Raw genomic sequence first — 15,351 nt, 5'->3', positions numbered from 1 at the left:
CGGTCAGGTCGCTGCCCAGAGAGCGCCAGTCACTCGCTCCTTGCCATGGAAGTCCTCGGCCAACGAGGGGAGGAAGGCGTCGAGACCGTCACCCGCCCAGGTCCGCACTGCTTGCGAGAGTTCGTCCGCGATCATCAACCGCGTTGAGAGGGAAGCCGTCGCGCAGCAGGGGCAGGTGGCGTGGGAAATCCTGGAGGAGTCCGCCGCTCTCAACGGGCCATAGTCGGAAGTCAGCGACCGGAATGCCGATGTAGGCCCGGCCCGGCGTGTCATGCCAGGTCGGGTCCAGCACAGTCCCGTCAGGACGCACGACCCAGGCGTGCGGCAGATATACGGCAGGCCCGACAGGGGTGCAGGCAAACCCCTCGGTGTACACGAAACCCTCGTCACGATGAGCGAGGGCGTAGCGGGCGGCGTTGCTGTAGCAGAGCCGGGCCGGCATGCCGATCAGATCATCAGGGCTGGGCACCGGAGTGAACCGGCGGCCCACAGCCAGCAGGAGATGAAACAGACTCCGGTGCTTCCAGCCCTCCGTCCCGCGGTAGGCGTCCTGGGCAAGCTCGGCGTGCTGCCGGATGTGGCCGATGAGTCCGTCCTCGGCCCTGATGACAGACGCGGTCAGGAAGCCATACGTCATACCTGTCGCTCTCCGATGGCCTCGTCCGGTGTGGGCAGCACATTCTCGCAGGGAAGCACCCGTGACCGTCGTGGCCACCGGCCGAAGCAACGCACACCAAGCTCCGCAACCTGCACAGCATAGATCTCCCCGATCCGTCAGTGCCGAAGTTCTGGTCGACCCCCTACGCATCGGCGGCTGGGCATGGAGGACGTCGCCTTGGTCAGGCGACGGCGCCGAGGAGCACGCCAGCACAGGCGCCTGTGAGGAGGAACGGTCCAAGTGGGTGAGCCGACTTGCGGTCGGCCCGGTGCGTCACGATGAGACTGAGGCCGTAAAGCGTGAAGAGCAGGAAGCCCGCGAAGGTGCCGGCGACGAGGATGTCCCACCCGTACCAGCCGGTCACAGCCCCGAGGGTCAGGCCCAGTTTCACGTCTCCGAAACCGAAGCGCGGAGGACTGGTCAGGAAGAGTCCGAGGAAGAAGGCGCTGAGCGTGAGGGAGCCGAACAGCGCGGTGATCCAGCTGCCACCGGCGCCGGGCACCTGTTCCGCCACGGCCAGCAGGGTCAGCGTGATCACGGCGGAGGGCAGGGTGACGATGTCAGGCAGCCGTTCCACCATGAAGTCCACGGTGGCGAGCAGCACGCCGGTCGGTGCAAGCAGCAGCCAGACCACCAGTTCCGGCCGCGCGCCGACGGCGGCCGCCAGGCCAGCGCAGAGCATGGCGGTGACAGCGGCGAGGAAGAGCGTTCTGGGTCCGTAGGAGCCGCCGTCGCGACAGCGGGCCCGCCCCAGCCATCCGCGGCCCGCACCGACGATCGGGTGACCGGCGGGACACGCTTCTCGCCACGGCTCGCCGCGCGGAACGGAAAGTCGGTACGCAGCACGCGGTATGAGCAGGCCGGTACCCACACCCCACACGACCGCCATCGCCATGCCCCAGAACCTCTCCACCAGCCGGAGCCTAACTGGCTCTACTGACGTTGGTGCCGTGATGTCGTCAAAGTGAGTCCGGTTTCGGCGAGACATCCGTCGATGAGGTTGCTGCGGTAGTGGATCTGGCGGAGACCGTGCCGAAGCGCGCTCATGAGGTGGTCAGGGTCGGTGAAGACGGTGTTGGCCTGGCTGCTGCGCCGCAGCGGTGACCAGATGCCCTCGACAGGGGTGAGGTCAGGTGCATAGGGCGGTAGGAAGTAGCAGGTGATCCAGGCGTGGGTGTCGATGAACTCCCTCAGTCGGCGGTCCTTGTGCACGTTCAAGATGCCCCTATGTTGCGTCAAGCAGCAGCAGACGGGACTCCAAGAGTTGGCGTCCGCTGGATCTGACCGTAGATCTCGCGAGCAACGTAGCGTTTGAAGCAATGGGTGATCTCGCGTTTCGACATTCCATGCTTGGTCCGTCGCTCAAGGTAGAGACGTGTGCGGGTGTCACGGCGAAGGCGAGTGATGACGATGCGGTAGAGGGCAGCGTTGGCCTGCCGGTTTCCTCCGCGGTTCAGTCTCCGTCGCTGCGTCTTTCCGGAAGACTGCTCGACCGGGCTGACGCCGCATAGAGCAGCGAACGATGCTTCGCTGGCCAGCCGTTCCGGATTGTCGCCGGCGGCGATCAACAGAGCGCAGCGGGAGCAATGCTCGGAACCTGTTGTGGGCGACGGCAATTTCTAGGTTCAGGCCGCGATTCCGTGAATCCGCAGATCATGATCGGAGCAGGATTCGGGTGCGGAGGAGGCGGAACGAGGCTCGGCCGTACATGGTCCGCTTGATGGTCTTGATGCGGTTGACGTGGCCTTCGACGATGCCCGAACTCCACGGCAGTGTGAGGCCGGCGGTGACCGCGTCGAGGTCGAGGCACAGACTCTGCGCGAAGGACAAGACCGGGGCGGGTGCGTCGTGCTCGGCTTGGCGGACCCACTCCAAGAGCCGGTGACCGCGCCGGTGTTGGACCAGGTCGTGGAAGGTCCAGGCGAGGTCGCAGGCCCGGGCGATGTCCGGGCACGCCAGCCGGACTTTGAGGAGTTCGTCCTCCTCTTGGTGCTTCAGGGCACTGCGGGGAACCATGATCCAAGTGGTGATCTTGCGTGGGCTCGGGATGGCTCCGCGGGCGGGTTCGACGGTCCCGGTCTTGAGTCCGGCCACGTAACGGCGCACGGGTAGATCGCTGCCCTGGTAGCCGCGTTGGCGGATCTCGCGGAAGAGGTCGGTCGGGCTGGTCACGCCGTCGGTGAACCGTTCGGTGAGGTAGGCGGTGAACGGCTCCAGCACTCCCTTGGGGCGGCCGCACCGGGCGGAGGCCAGCAGCTCGTCGAGGCCGGTGTCGCGGAAGTGGCGGACGGTCTTGCGGTCCAGGTGCAGTCGCCGGGCGATCTCGGAGATGGTGTGCCCCTGTGCCAGCAGGCGGTGGATGTCCGAGTACCGGTCGACGGTACGGACGGCCATCTTTGTGGGCGGCAGAGTCGGCGGAGGAAGCGGATTGATGATCCGCCTGGGCTTTGCGTCTTGGTCGGCTTCGGCCTGTTTGCGCAGGCAGGGGCGGTGCTGGTGGCATGTCTTCTCGACCGCGGAGGAGAGGTTGTGCAGCAGGTGCCATCGGTCGGCGACCTCCTGAGCGCCGGGGGCGGCGTCGCGGACGGCCTTGGAGTAGGCGCTGGCCCGGTCCCTGCAGATGATCTCCGCGCCGGGGTGTTCACGCAGCCAGGCAGCGAAGGTCACCGCGTCCCGGTCCGGCAGGACGTCCACGACCTGGGCCGCCTCGATGTCGACCAGGACGGTGCCGTAACGCCAGCCCTTGCGGAAGGCGAACTCGTCAACACCCAGCACCCGAGGCGACCGCTCGGGCACTGCCGGGGCAGTGAGCAACCCCAGCAGGTAGGTGCGGCCGGTGGGTAACTGCAGGGCCTGGCACAGGCGTTCACCTGGGCGTCCGCCCAGGAACGTTGCGATGGCCTGCATCCATCGCCGCAGCCCGACGCTGTGACGCCGGTACCGCTCGCTCAGCTCCGAGACCTGCTCGACGAACGTCCGCCGGCGGCACTCGGGCCGGTCGCAGAAGAACCGACGCACGCTGAGCGAGATGGCCAACGGCCGTCCCGCAGCCGGGCGTTCGGCTATCCGGCGCACGTATCGAGAGTGCACGCGACGTCCCGGACAGCCGCAGTCTGGACAGGGAGGTGGTCGCCCGCATGACGTGGCCTCGACGGCGACTCTCTCTGCAGTGACGTGCACCGCCGTGACTCGCACATCGATCCCGGGAAACAGCACATCCTCGACCGCCACAACCCCCATGCCAGGGCAATCCCCACAAGAAACGTTCCCGCAGTCGGGCGATGACCTGGGGATTCACGGAATCGCGGCCTGAACCTAGAAATTCCCCATGTACGGTCAGCTCGATTCCCCAGTCGGCTGTCACAGTCAGTAGCCTCGGTGTCGGCTCGCGAATCTGGCAGAGGGGGTTTTGACGTGGCTCGTACCTGGCTGTCGATCCGGGTGGAGTTGGTTTCCGGTCACGGTGCGGACCTCTGGCCGCGTCCCGGCCGGGTGTTCGCCGCTGCTCGGTCGCACTCCTTCGCGCAGCTCGCCTCGGCCATCGATCTCGCCTTCGCGCGCTGGGACTTGTCTCACCTGCACCTGTTCACGTTGTCCGGCGCCACCCACATCAGCCCCCTGGACTGGTGGGACGGCGAGGCCCCGGACGGCACCGTGGACGGCCATGTGACCAAGCTGAGCAGGCTGCAGGCTGGCGAACAGTTCGCCTATGTCTTCGACATGGGCGATGACTGGGCGCACCTGTGCACGGTGGCGGAGAAGCGTATTGATCCCCTTGAGGAACTCGGCGAGGTGCCCGACCGCCCGGTTCCCTACTGGGGCTGGGGCACCCTCCCGGACCAGTACGCGCGCCGGTGGGACGGGGATGATGGGGAGTCGCCGATGCCGAAGCGGCCGGTCCGCGGCCTCAGCGACCTGCCTCCGATCCTGCCGTGGTGGGGCGAACACCGCCGGGGATGACGTCACGCTGCGTACACCAAGTGGCCGCCAGTGGGGAATTGAAGTGGCCGTGGTGGGGAGACGAAGTGGCCGCGCGTGGGGAAATCTAACTGGCCGCTGACAGAGGGAGCAAAGTACTGGCTGCACGTGTTCACCGAGCTCAAGAACCGCGGTCTGGACGACGTGCTCATGCTGGTCTGTGACGGGCTCAAGGGTCTGCCCGAGGCCGTGGAGACCGTCTGGCCTCGCACGATCGTCCAGACGTGTGTGGTGCATCTGCTGCGGAACTCGTTCCGTTACGCCGCCCGTCAGGACTGGGACAAGGTCGCCAAGGCACTCAAACCGGTCTACACCGCTCCCAGCGAGGACGCCGCCACGGAACGCTTCCTGGAGTTCCAGGAGGCATGGGGCCACAAGTATCCGGCGATCGTGAAGCTGTGGTCCGACGCCTGGGCCGAGTTCGTGCCCTTCCTCTCCTTCGACGTCGAGATCCGCAAGGTCATCTGCAGCACGAACGCGATCGAGAGCGTCAACGCACGCATCCGCCGAGCTGTTCGCGCCCGCGGGCACTTCCCCAACGAGGCCGCCGCCCTCAAGTGCATCTACATGGCACTGATGAGCCTGGACCCGACCGGGAAGGGCCGCAAGAGGTGGACCATGCGCTGGAAAGCACCCCTCAACGCGTTCCAGATCGCCTTCGAGGGACGCCTGACCCCGAGCAACAACTGACCATCAACAATCAAGATCAGCCGTTAAATTGGCCCTGTCTCATATTCGGTGGTGACGGAGCGTGCCGTTATCCGAGGAGGATGCGGTGGCGGAGCAGGGAGAAGCCTGCCCGTCCGTGCATCTGGCGCGCGATCCGTTTGGTCTTGGTGTTGACACCCTCGGTGGAGCCGTTGCTGTAAGGAAGCGTGAGGGCGGCGATTACGGCGTCGAGGTCTCGCTCCAGACCTCGGGTGAAGGCGTGCAGGTGGGGCAGGTCGACGCCGCCGACCTGGCTGATCCAGCGCGCCGGCGCGTCGGTATCGTCGCCGTGAGATACAAGGAGAGGTGCGAAACCCCTGATGCCTGCTGCCAGTTGGGCCATCTCGGGGCACGGGTCTTGCCCTTCGTCTCGGCCTTGACCTGTGCGGGGGTCGCGGGCTTGGCCCGGCCGGTGACCTGGACGCGCTGGTCGGCGGGCACCGCCCATGACACGGCGGGCCCGAAAGACCCTGCGCGGGGTCGGCGAACCCGCCGAAGACCGAGTCGACGAGCGCCGAACCGTCGACGGCCTCGCGGCGGCCGCGCGCAGTGCCGGATCGGTGAAGAGGCCGCCGCCGGTGTTGAGGACGAGGCTGTCGGTCCGTACGGACGGCACCTCGTGACGGGCTTTCGCGTCCAGCAGCTTCGCCTGGGCGGTGGGAATCCACTCGGCGATGTTGACATCGCCGCCGCGCAGGGCATTGGCGCCTTTGACTTGCCGGTGAGCTTCGTGATCTTAAAGGGGCCGGTCCCGGTGCCGATCGGGCTGACCGTGCCGCCCTTGCCGTACGCCTTGCCGGCCAGGACGGCCGGCGCCGGGCTGGCCAGGCGCAGCGGGAGCACCAGGTCGGCGTCCTTGGTGCCGATGGTGACCGTGTCGGCGTCTTCCGCCTTCACGGTGAGGGCGACATCGCTGAGGACGCGGGGCTTGGGCTCGGCTGCGTTCGCGTGGCCGAGGGCGTTGACCACGGACTCGGCGGTCACCGGCGTGCCGTCCTGGAAGGTGGCCTCGCGCAGCTCGAAGGTCCAGGTGGTGGCGTCGGCGTGTTTCCAGGACTTCGCCAGCACGGGCACGGCGGCGCCGTTCTCGTCCAGGGCGGTGAGTCCTTCGGCCACGGAGAGCTTGCTCAGCACGGTGGCGTCGTTGCTGTAGGGCGACAGCACCTGCACCGGCGGCACCGCGAGAGCGACCCGCAGCCATCCGGCCGACCCGCCTTCCTTGCCCGAACCGGATCCCTCTTCGCCGGCCACGAAACAGCCGGCCGGCAGCGGGGTGAGAGCAAGCGTCAAGCGAGACCGCGGAAGGTCGAACGCATGGGGTCCTGTCATGCGAGAGCGGGGGTGCCCTGAGGACTGTGCGCCATGGAGGCGAGGGGACCTGGCCAGCACATAAGGCAAGCCTAACTTGATCTACCTCGGTAGTGAATTCTCAACGGATGAGCTCGGGGTACAGATCACGCCATCCTCGACGGATGGCTTTACCATGACGTGACCGGACAAACCCGACCCGGCTGGCCCATAATCCGGCTTGCGCCTCTGCAGCAAAGCCTTGGCGGCGCCCCCGTGAACAGTCCCGCCGGTGGGCACCGCAACCCGGCTTCGCGGGAGGCAGACGTGACGGACGTCAGGATCGGCCGCAGGGCAATCCTGCGCGCGATCGGCGGAGCCGCGGCAGGCATCGCCGTCACGTCCATCACCGCATGCGGTGACCGTGCCCGAAACAGCGGCGACGCCCCCAGGAGCAGCAAGACGCTCGTCGTCCGCGACATCGGCGGCGCCTACGGTGAAGCAAACCGCAAGGCGGTCTACGAGCCATTCAGCAAAGAGACCGGTATCGAGGTCGATGTGGTCAACATCCCCCGGTACGCGCAGATGCTCGCGCAGATCAAGGAGGGCCGGCCGCAGTTCGACCTCATCGACATCGACATGAGCGCGCTGGCTCGTTTCGCGAGGGCCGACGCCACGCTGGAGCTCGACTACGACCGGCTGGGGAACGCGAGGAACGCCGGCATCGCCGACTCCCTGCTCGCCTCCCACGGCATCGGCAAGAACTACTGGGCCAGCGTCATGGCCTACCGAACCGACCAGTTCGACGGGAGAGCGCCCCGGTCATGGGCGGACTTCTGGGACACGGGCGCGTTTCCGGGCGGCCGGGCCCTGCAGAGCCCGGACGCGGGCCCGCCGGAGCTGGAGTTCGCCCTCCTCGCCGACGGAGTCACCCTCGACCGGCTCTATCCCCTCGACATCGACCGCGCCTTCCGCGTCCTCGACGCCGTAAGGGACGACGTACGGGAATTCTGGGTCGACGGGGCCACGCCGGGTGACCTGCTGGAACGCGGAGAGGTCCTGCTCTCCAGCGTCTGGCACGGCCGCCCGAACGCGCTCATCAAGCAGGGCACACCGCTGGCGTACCAGTGGAACGGCGCCCGTCGCCAGAGCAGCGGCTTCGGCATCCCCAAGGGCGCACGTAACGTCGACGCCGCCTACCGGCTCATCGACTTCGCCCTGCGCCCCGAGGTGCAGTCCGGTTTCGCCAAGGCCTATCCCATGGGCCCGGTCGTGCCCGCCGCCTACAGGTACCTGCCCAGAGAGGCCGCTGACCTGGCCAGCTCCCCGGAGCACCTTTACACCGGTTTCGACCTCGACGTCGACTGGTGGGTGAAGAACTTGGAAGCCGTGACCAAGCGCTGGCAGAAATGGGCGCGGCCCTGACACGGCGGGAGCCGGCCCCGGCCCGCGTGACCTCGCCCTCCCGATGCCACCGCCCCGTGCACCGCGCCGGAGGAACGTCCCGTGAAGAGGAAAAGCGTCACTGATCGGTTGTCCGGTCTCTTCGGCGGTCGGCATCCGCGTACGGTGTCCCCCTCCACGCCACGCGACCGCGGGGATCGACTCCGAGAACCCGCCGCCCCGTCGCCGGGGCCCCGGGCGCGTTCCGTGCTGAACGCGCGCAGCGTGGCAGGGCAGGTGTTCCTCTGGCAGTTGGTGCTGGTCGTCCTGTTCGCCGCCGCGGCGGGCGTGGCGCTCGTCCTGCAAGCCCGGTACACGAGCACGCAGGAAGCCCGCCAGCTCTCGCTGGGGGTCGCCCAGACCTTCGCGCGTGCCCCCGGGACGGTTGCAGCGATGAAGTCGGCCGACCCGACCGCGGTACTGCAGCCCCGGGCGGAGGAGACACGTGAGCTGACGGGCGTCGACTTCGTCGTCGCGATCGATCCTCGGGGATACCGCTGGACCCACCCGGACCCGAGACTGATCGGGGAACATGTCTTCGGCCTTCGCGAGGGGGCGGCTGCCGGCCGGCCCTTCACCCAGGATTTCGAAGGCAGCCTCGGCCTGGCTGTGGAATCCACGGTTCCGGTCTTCGACACCGGTGGGGAGCGGATCGTCGGCTTTGTGTCGGTCGGGGTCACGGTCAAGAGCGTGAACGCCGTCGTGCGGCACCAGATGCCGCTCCTGCTCGGTTCCGTCGGCGGCGCACTGGCCCTGGTCACGGCTGGTACCGCACTGGTGTCGCGGCGTCTGCGTCGCCAGACACACGGTCTGGACCCGGCCGAGATGACCCGGATGTACGAGCACCACGACGCGGTGCTGCACGCGGTGCGGGAGGGGGTCCTGATCGTCGGCGGCGACGGACGGCTGCTGCTGCTGGCCAACGACGAGGCACGACGGCTGCTGGAACTGCCCGCGGACGCCGAGCAGCGCCGCGTCACGGAACTGGGACTGGAAGCAGGGACCACGGAGCTGCTCCGCTCGGGCCGGACCGTCACTGACGAGATCCATCTGGCCGGTGACCGACTGCTCGCGCTCAACATCCGGCCCGTGGACGGGCACGGCGGCCGGCGTGGCAGTGTGGCCACGCTGCGCGACACCACGGAGTTGCAGGCCCTGGCGGGCCGGGCAGCCGTGACCGGAGAACGGCTCCGCCTGCTGTACGAAGCGGGAGTGCGCATCGGCACCACGCTGGACGTGAAGCGCACCGCCGAGGAACTGGCCGCCGTGGCGGTCCCCCGATTCGCCGAGGTCGTCACGGTCGACCTTCAGGATCCGGTCCTGGAGGGTGACGAACCGGTCGGGCCAAGCCCTGAGATGCGCCGCACGGCGGTACACGGGGTGAAGGGGGCCAGGCCGCTCTACCCGGTGGGCGAGCTCATCCGCTTCCTGCCCGGCAACCCCACTGCCGTCAGCGTCCAGCACGGCCGACCCGTGATGGTCTCCGACCTGACCGCCTCGCACGGCTGGCGGGCCCAGGCCCCCGAACGCGCCCGGCGCATCCTGGATGCCGGTCTCCATTCCCTGATCACCGTGCCGCTGCAAGCCCGCGGCGTGGTGCTGGGGATGGTCAACTTCTGGCGTGTGGAGCAGGACGCCTTCGAAGAAGAGGACCTGGCCTTCGCCGAGGAGCTGGCCGCCCGTGCGGCGGTGGCCATCGACAACGCCCGCCGCTACACCCGCGAGCACGCCCTCGCCGTCACCCTGCAGCGCAGTCTGCTGCCACGATCCGTGCCCGACCAGTCCGCCGTCGAGGTCGCCCACCGCTATCTGCCCGCCCGGGCCGGCGTGGGCGGCGACTGGTTCGACGTCATCCCGCTGCCCGGGGCCCGGGTCGCGCTGGTCGTGGGCGACGTCGTCGGCCACGGCCTGCACGCCGCGGCCACCATGGGCCGGCTGCGCACCGCGGTGCGCACCTTCTCCTCCCTCGATCTCCCACCGGACGAGTTGATCAGGCATCTGGACGAGTTGGTCACCCGGGTCGACAGCGAAGGGGACGACGACGAGCGGAACGACAGCGGCGGAATCACGGGAGCGACCTGCCTGTACGCGGTCTACGACCCGGTGGCCGGGCGGTGCTCGCTTGCCAGGTCCGGGCACCCGGAACCAGCCCTGGTACACCCGGACGGCACGGTCGAGCAGGTGCGGGTGCCTGTCTCCCCACCGCTGGGGCTGGGCGGCGGCCTGCCCTTCGAGAGCGCCGAACTCACCCTGCCCGAGGGCTCCCAGCTGGTCCTGTACACCGACGGTCTCGTCGAGGACCGTAACCGGGACATCGACACCGGTCTCGACATGCTGCGCGAGGCCCTGGCAGGCCCTGGCCGGACCCCGGACGAAACGTGCCAGGCGGTACTCGACGCCCTGCTGCCGGCCCGCCCGAGCGACGACATCGCCCTGCTCGTCGCCCGGACCCACCTGCTGGACCCCTCCCTGGTCGCCGACTGGGAAGTGCCCGCAGACCCGGCCGCCGTCGCCGGGATCCGAGCCGATGTCGCCCGCCGCCTGGCGGAGTGGGGGCTGGAGGAGCTCACCTTCGCAACCGAACTCGTGATCAGCGAACTGGTCACCAACACCATCCGCTACGGCGCCGAGCCAAGACGGCTGCGGATCCTCCGGGACGGCACCAGCCTGATCTGTGAGGTCGCCGACGGCAGCAGCACCTCACCACACCTGCGCCGGGCTGCCGACACCGACGAGGGCGGGCGGGGCCTGTTCCTCGTCGCCCAGTTCACGCAGCGCTGGGGCACCCGCTACCTGCCCCGGGGCAAGGTGATCTGGACCGAGCAGTCGCTCCACAGCACGTCGGCCGAACCAGCCGCGGACATGGCCGAATCGCTGCTGGACCAATGGAGCGACGCGGACTGGTGATCGCCGTGACGCGCGGTCAGGCCCTGCCATGACGGGCGCCCGCGCCGTGGGGCTCAGAACGCTGTGTAGCCTCCGTCCACGGGAAGGACGGCACCGGTGACATACGAGGACTCCGGACAGGCGAGGAAGAGAACCGCGTCGGCGACCTCCTCGGGTGCGGCGAGCCTGCGGAGCGGGATGGAGTCCTCTCTGACGCGCCGGTAGGCAGCAGGGTCGGGACGTCGCTGGAACGAGGCCTCGATGATCGGCGTCATGGTCAGACCGGGCGCCACCACGTTGACTCGGATGCCGCGAGGCGCCCATTCGATGGCAGCGCCGCGGGCGAGCGCGATGAGGCCACCCTTGGCGGCGGAGTACAAGGTCTGGTTGGGCATGCCCACCATCCCGAGGCGAGAGCTGACGCACACCATCGACCCTCCGGACCAGGGAGCCAGCGGCATCAGGTGCTTCATGACCAGGAAGGCGCTCAGGAGGTTGCTGTGGAGCAGGTCGCGTGCGTCATCGGCGGTCGTCTCCGAGAGCGGGCCGGACTTCTGAAGTCCGTGGCAGAGGACGACCACTCCCACGTCCCCGAAGTGCTCCGCCGCTCCGGCGGCGAGTTCGGAGACGAAGCCCTCGTCGTTGAGGTCGCCCGGGAGGTAGAAATCGTCCGGGTGCCCCTCGGGCAGCTCGGGCCGCCGTCCGGTGAGCAGCAGGTTGGCACCCTCGCGGCGGAAGTGGGAGGCCACGGCCTGACCGATGCCGCTCGACGCTCCGGTGATCACGGCGTTCACACCTTGTAGTCTCATGTTCGTTCCTCTTCAGTCGCGAGCGGGCCGGTACGGGTGCCGGCGGCCGTCAGGGCGCTACCTGGCCGCTGCCGGCCACGACCTCGGGCCGCAGCAGGCCGGCGAGGGTGTCGGCGGGCAACAAGCCCTTCTCCAGGACGAGTTCGGCCACGCCCCGACCGCTGACGAGGGCCTCCTTGGCGATGTCGGTGGCCGCCGTGTACCCGATGTGCGGGTTCAGCGCGGTCACCAGGCCGATGGAGTTCTCCACCGTCCTGCGCAGCGCCTCGGTGTTGGCGGTGATGCCGTCCACACAGCGCTCGCCGAGCGTCAGACAGGCCGCCCGCAGATGGGTGATCGACTTCGAGAGGCTGTGCAGGATGATCGGCTCGAAGGCGTTGAGCTGGAGCTGTCCGGCCTCGGCGGCCATGGTGATGGTGACGTCGTTGCCGATGACCTCGAAGGCGACCTGGTTGACGACCTCGGGAATCACCGGGTTGACCTTGCCGGGCATGATCGACGAACCGGCCTGCATCGGAGGCAGGTTGATCTCGTTCAGGCCCGCGCGCGGCCCGGACGACAGCAGGCGCAGGTCGTTGCAGCTCTTGCTGAGCTTGACGGCGATCCGCTTGAGCACGCCGGACATCTGCACGAATGCCCCGCAGTCCTGGGTCGCCTCGACCAGATTGGCGGCGGTGACCAGCTGGAGGCCGGTGATGTCGGCGAGGTGGCGACGGGCCGCTTCGGCGTAACCGGCGGGGGCGTTGAGGCCGGTGCCGATGGCCGTGGCGCCCAGGTTGATCTCATGGATCAACTCGACCGCCTCGGCCAGACGGGACCGGTCCTCGTCGATCATGACGGCGTACGCGGAGAACTCCTGACCGAGGGTCATCGGTACCGCGTCCTGCAGCTGCGTACGGCCCATCTTGAGCACGTCACGGAACTCGACGGCCTTGCGGGCGAAGGAGTCCTGGAGCGCGGACATCGCCTTGAGCAGCCCGCGCACCGCGAACACCGTCGCGACCTTCACGGCGGTCGGGTAGACGTCGTTCGTGGACTGACCGAGATTGACGTCCTCGTTGGGGTGCAGGTACTGGTATTCGCCCTTGGCGTGCCCCAGGAGTTCCAACGCCCGGTTGGCGACGACCTCGTTGGCGTTCATGTTGGTCGAGGTGCCCGCGCCGCCCTGGACGACGTCGACGACGAACTGCTCGTGCAGCCGGCCGGAGCGGATCTCGCGGCAGGCGGCGACGATGGCGGCGGCCTTCTCCGGCTCCAGCAGACCGAGCTCCTCGTTGGCGAGAGCGGCGGCCTCCTTGACGGCGGCCAGGGCGTCGATCAGGTGAGGGTGGGCGGAGATCGGCGTCCCGGTGATCGGGAAGTTCTCCGTGGCCCGCAGGGTGTGAACACCCCAATAGACATCGACGGGAACGTCCCGATCGCCCAGCAGATCGTGCTCGATGCGCGTGACGACGTTCATGGGGCTTGGGCTCTCTCGGGAGGCATGAGTGGGGGCCTTCCGCGCGGCCGTGCGGAAGGCCCCCGTGGTGTCACCGGTGTCGGTGCCTGCTCAGAGCAGGCGGTCCTTCGCCTTGTAGTAGGCGCCGCCGAACGGCAGGAACCAGGGAGTGCCGTTGTAGAAGGGGACGGGCACCTTCGGGAAGCCGAAGCCACGCATCGGGTTGGCCTCCGGGTTGCCGTCCATCATCTCGGCGACCGCGCGGCCCATGTACGTGGCCATCTGGACCCCGTGGCCGCAGTAACCCATGGAGTAGTAGAGGCCGTTGACCTCGCCCGCGTGCGGAATGCGGTCCCAGGAGAAGCCGACCATGCCACCCCACACGTAGTCGATGCGCACCCCCGCCAGCTGCGGGAAGATCTCGGTCATCTCCCGCTTGAGGATGTCACCGCTCTTGACGTCGGAGGCCGGGTTGGACGGGGCGAAACGGGCCCGGCCGCCGAAGGCGAGGCGGTTGTCCGGGGTGAGACGGATGTAGTTGCCGACGTTCTTGTGGGCAACCAGCAGGCGGCCGTTGGGGATGAGCTCCTTGGCGCGCGCCTCCCCGAGCGGTTCGGTGACGATGATGAAGCTGCCGACGTTGATCAGCCGCTTGCGGAACCACGGCATCGAATTGTCGGTGTAGGCATCCGTCGCCGCCATCACCTGCTTGGCACGGATGGTGCCGTGCATGGTCTCCACCACGAAGCCGCCGCCAGGGAGGCGGGTGAGGCCGGTGGCGGCGTTGCGCTCGTGGATCTCGGCACCGGCACGCTCGGCGGCGTCTGCCAGGCCGACGACGAACTTGCCCACGTGCAGGGCCGCGCCCAGCGGGTCGAGCAGAGCGCCGTGGTAGTAGTCCGAGCCCAGCTCGGCGCGCAGCTCGCTCTTGCTCAGGACGACCGTCTCGTGGCCGAAGTTCTCGGCCAGGTCGCGCTGCTTTGCGTGCATGCCCTCAAGGTGCTGGGGCTTGCAGACCAGGCCGAGGCGCCCGGCACGGTGGAAGTCGCAGTCGATCTTCTCCTTGACCGCGATCTCCTCGACGAGGTCCACGGCGACGAGGAACGCGTCGTAGAGCTCGCGCGCACGCTCCTGCCCGTAGCGCTTGCGTGCCTGGGCCGGGCTGATGGTGATGCCGGGGTTGCAGTGGCTGCCGTTGCGCCCGGAGGCGCCCGAACCGACCTGGTCCTTCTCGACGAGGACGACCCGGGCCCCCTTGCGGGCGGCGTGGTAGGCGGTGGACAGGCCGGTGAGGCCGCCGCCGATCACCACCACATCCGCCTCGTCGGGCAGGTCCTTCCCGGAACGGTCGGGCAGGGCGGGGGCTGTGTCCATCCAGTAGGGGATCTGCTTCATGGCGTGCGTCCTCAGTGTTCTCGGTGTCTTTCGCCGGTGAGCCGTCAGTCAGCAGCCGAGCAGCTTCGGCAGGCCCGACAGGTCGGGCAGCTCGTCGTAGGGCTGGTAGTCGGCGCTGCCCTTGCGGCCGTAGCGGTTGATCCACACGCGGCGCTTCAGGCCGAGGTCACGGGTCGGGATGTGGTCGTACTCCCAGCCCTGGGCGACGTGGATGACCTGCGACGACTCGACACCCATGGTCCGGAATGCGTGCTTGAAGGTCTGGCGGTCCGGCTTGTAGGCGCCGGCCTGCTGGGCGGTGATGACGTAGTCGAACTCGACGCCGATGTTCTCGACGTTCCGCGCGATCAGGTTGTCGTCGGAGTTGGAGATGATGGCGATCTCGTACTTGGTCTTGAGCTGCCGCAGGGCCTCCGGGACCTCCGGCCAGGGACCGAAGGTGGGCACGGCGTCCACGAGGGCCTCGCCGTCGGTCTCCCGGTACTCCAGGCCGTGCAGGCGCATGGCGTTGCGCAGGCTGGAGTGCAGGACCTCGTGGTACGGGCGGTAGGCCTCCAGGACGGCCTGGAAGCGCATCACGCGGAAGTCGTCGAGGAACTCGTCGACGTCCAGGTTGTCCAGGTCGAGCCGGTCCTCCAGGACCTTCAGGGTGGTGGGACCGAGCTCGAAGTTGATCAGGGTGGCGTAGGCGTCGAAGGTGACGATCTCTCGCATGGTGTCCAGCCTCGGGGTCGCGGGTTTTCGGAAGG

Annotated in this window: 10 protein-coding genes and 5 pseudogenes; 4 read left to right on the top strand and 11 right to left on the bottom strand. The window is 68.4% G+C overall.

All coding sequences use genetic code 11. From position 1 onward, the window contains the following. Window positions 1–88: 88 nt before the first annotated feature. The 5 genes and pseudogenes from J8M51_RS33775 to J8M51_RS33755 form a co-directional block, all read right to left on the bottom strand. A complete protein-coding gene (locus J8M51_RS33775) occupies window positions 89–637 on the bottom strand; it encodes a hypothetical protein (protein WP_107473746.1) in 549 nt (182 codons plus the stop codon). A 202-nt stretch (window positions 638–839) separates the two neighbouring features. Then, complete coding sequence (locus J8M51_RS33770; protein ID WP_086757294.1) at window positions 840–1,553, bottom strand: prepilin peptidase; 714 nt, start codon at window positions 1,551–1,553, stop codon at window positions 840–842. A gap of 38 nt (window positions 1,554–1,591) precedes the next feature. Continuing rightward, window positions 1,592–1,876: pseudogene (locus tag J8M51_RS33765) on the bottom strand (transposase); the annotation flags it as partial. Window positions 1,877–1,893: 17 nt separating this feature from the next. After that, a pseudogene (locus J8M51_RS33760) lies at window positions 1,894–2,229 on the bottom strand (transposase); the annotation flags it as partial. 82 nt (window positions 2,230–2,311) lie between these two features. Beyond that, window positions 2,312–3,898 carry an ISL3 family transposase gene (locus J8M51_RS33755; protein ID WP_267299183.1) on the bottom strand — a complete coding sequence of 529 codons (1,587 nt, stop codon included), beginning with the start codon at window positions 3,896–3,898 and terminating at the stop codon, window positions 2,312–2,314. Window positions 3,899–4,072: 174 nt separating this feature from the next. On the opposite strand from J8M51_RS33755, the gene J8M51_RS33750 reads away from it, so the two are divergent. Together J8M51_RS33750 and J8M51_RS33745 are read left to right on the top strand one after the other, a co-directional pair. Further along, window positions 4,073–4,618: an IS1096 element passenger TnpR family protein gene (locus J8M51_RS33750; RefSeq protein ID WP_086752397.1), complete on the top strand. Its 546-nt coding sequence runs from the start codon at window positions 4,073–4,075 to the stop codon at window positions 4,616–4,618. Window positions 4,619–4,720: 102 nt separating this feature from the next. Next, window positions 4,721–5,326, top strand: a pseudogene (locus J8M51_RS33745) (IS256 family transposase); the annotation flags it as partial. Window positions 5,327–5,393: 67 nt separating this feature from the next. Here the strand turns inward: J8M51_RS33745 and J8M51_RS46350 are convergent. Both J8M51_RS46350 and J8M51_RS46345 read right to left on the bottom strand, forming a co-directional pair. Further along, a pseudogene (locus tag J8M51_RS46350) lies at window positions 5,394–5,696 on the bottom strand (transposase); the annotation flags it as partial. Window positions 5,697–6,121: 425 nt separating this feature from the next. Then, window positions 6,122–6,673, bottom strand: a pseudogene (locus tag J8M51_RS46345) (ABC transporter substrate-binding protein); the annotation flags it as partial. A 285-nt stretch (window positions 6,674–6,958) separates the two neighbouring features. Here J8M51_RS46345 and J8M51_RS33730 point away from each other — a divergent pair. Together J8M51_RS33730 and J8M51_RS33725 are read left to right on the top strand one after the other, a co-directional pair. After that, window positions 6,959–8,056: an ABC transporter substrate-binding protein gene (locus J8M51_RS33730; RefSeq protein ID WP_086752399.1), complete on the top strand. Its 1,098-nt coding sequence runs from the start codon at window positions 6,959–6,961 to the stop codon at window positions 8,054–8,056. Window positions 8,057–8,281: 225 nt separating this feature from the next. Continuing rightward, entirely contained in the window at window positions 8,282–10,981 is a 2,700-nt protein-coding gene (locus tag J8M51_RS33725; RefSeq protein WP_086752401.1) for a SpoIIE family protein phosphatase, read from the top strand. Window positions 10,982–11,034: 53 nt separating this feature from the next. Here the strand turns inward: J8M51_RS33725 and J8M51_RS33720 are convergent, their stop codons facing one another. The 4 genes from J8M51_RS33720 to J8M51_RS33705 form a co-directional block, all read right to left on the bottom strand. After that, window positions 11,035–11,769 carry an SDR family NAD(P)-dependent oxidoreductase gene (locus J8M51_RS33720; protein ID WP_086752403.1) on the bottom strand — a complete coding sequence of 245 codons (735 nt, stop codon included), beginning with the start codon at window positions 11,767–11,769 and terminating at the stop codon, window positions 11,035–11,037. A gap of 49 nt (window positions 11,770–11,818) precedes the next feature. Then, window positions 11,819–13,228 (bottom strand): aspartate ammonia-lyase, encoded by a 1,410-nt coding sequence (gene aspA, locus J8M51_RS33715; protein ID WP_086752405.1) that lies wholly within the window; start codon window positions 13,226–13,228, stop codon window positions 11,819–11,821. Window positions 13,229–13,318: 90 nt separating this feature from the next. Beyond that, window positions 13,319–14,602, bottom strand: coding sequence for an NAD(P)/FAD-dependent oxidoreductase (locus J8M51_RS33710; protein WP_086752407.1), 1,284 nt, complete (start codon window positions 14,600–14,602; stop codon window positions 13,319–13,321). 48 nt (window positions 14,603–14,650) lie between these two features. Further along, window positions 14,651–15,316, bottom strand: a complete 666-nt coding sequence (locus J8M51_RS33705) for a haloacid dehalogenase type II (RefSeq protein ID WP_059085101.1) — start codon at window positions 15,314–15,316, stop codon at window positions 14,651–14,653. Window positions 15,317–15,351: the final 35 nt, after the last annotated feature.

Source organism: Streptomyces griseiscabiei, assembly GCF_020010925.1.
GTDB classification, from domain to species: domain Bacteria; phylum Actinomycetota; class Actinomycetes; order Streptomycetales; family Streptomycetaceae; genus Streptomyces; species Streptomyces griseiscabiei.
This window is presented reverse-complemented; position numbering and strand designations above follow the sequence as displayed.

Excerpts from the sequence above, each read along its gene's own strand:
- J8M51_RS33720 (WP_086752403.1), bottom strand. The coding sequence starts at position 11,769 with ATGAGACTACAAGGTGTGAACGCCGTGATCACCGGAGCGTCGAGCGGC.
- J8M51_RS33710 (WP_086752407.1), bottom strand. The coding sequence starts at position 14,602 with ATGAAGCAGATCCCCTACTGGATGGACACAGCCCCCGCCCTGCCCGAC.
- J8M51_RS33705 (WP_059085101.1), bottom strand. The coding sequence starts at position 15,316 with ATGCGAGAGATCGTCACCTTCGACGCCTACGCCACCCTGATCAACTTC.
- J8M51_RS33755 (WP_267299183.1), bottom strand. The coding sequence starts at position 3,898 with ATGGGGGTTGTGGCGGTCGAGGATGTGCTGTTTCCCGGGATCGATGTG.
- aspA (WP_086752405.1), bottom strand. The coding sequence starts at position 13,228 with ATGAACGTCGTCACGCGCATCGAGCACGATCTGCTGGGCGATCGGGAC.
- J8M51_RS33775 (WP_107473746.1), bottom strand. The coding sequence starts at position 637 with ATGACGTATGGCTTCCTGACCGCGTCTGTCATCAGGGCCGAGGACGGA.
- J8M51_RS33770 (WP_086757294.1), bottom strand. The coding sequence starts at position 1,553 with ATGGCGATGGCGGTCGTGTGGGGTGTGGGTACCGGCCTGCTCATACCG.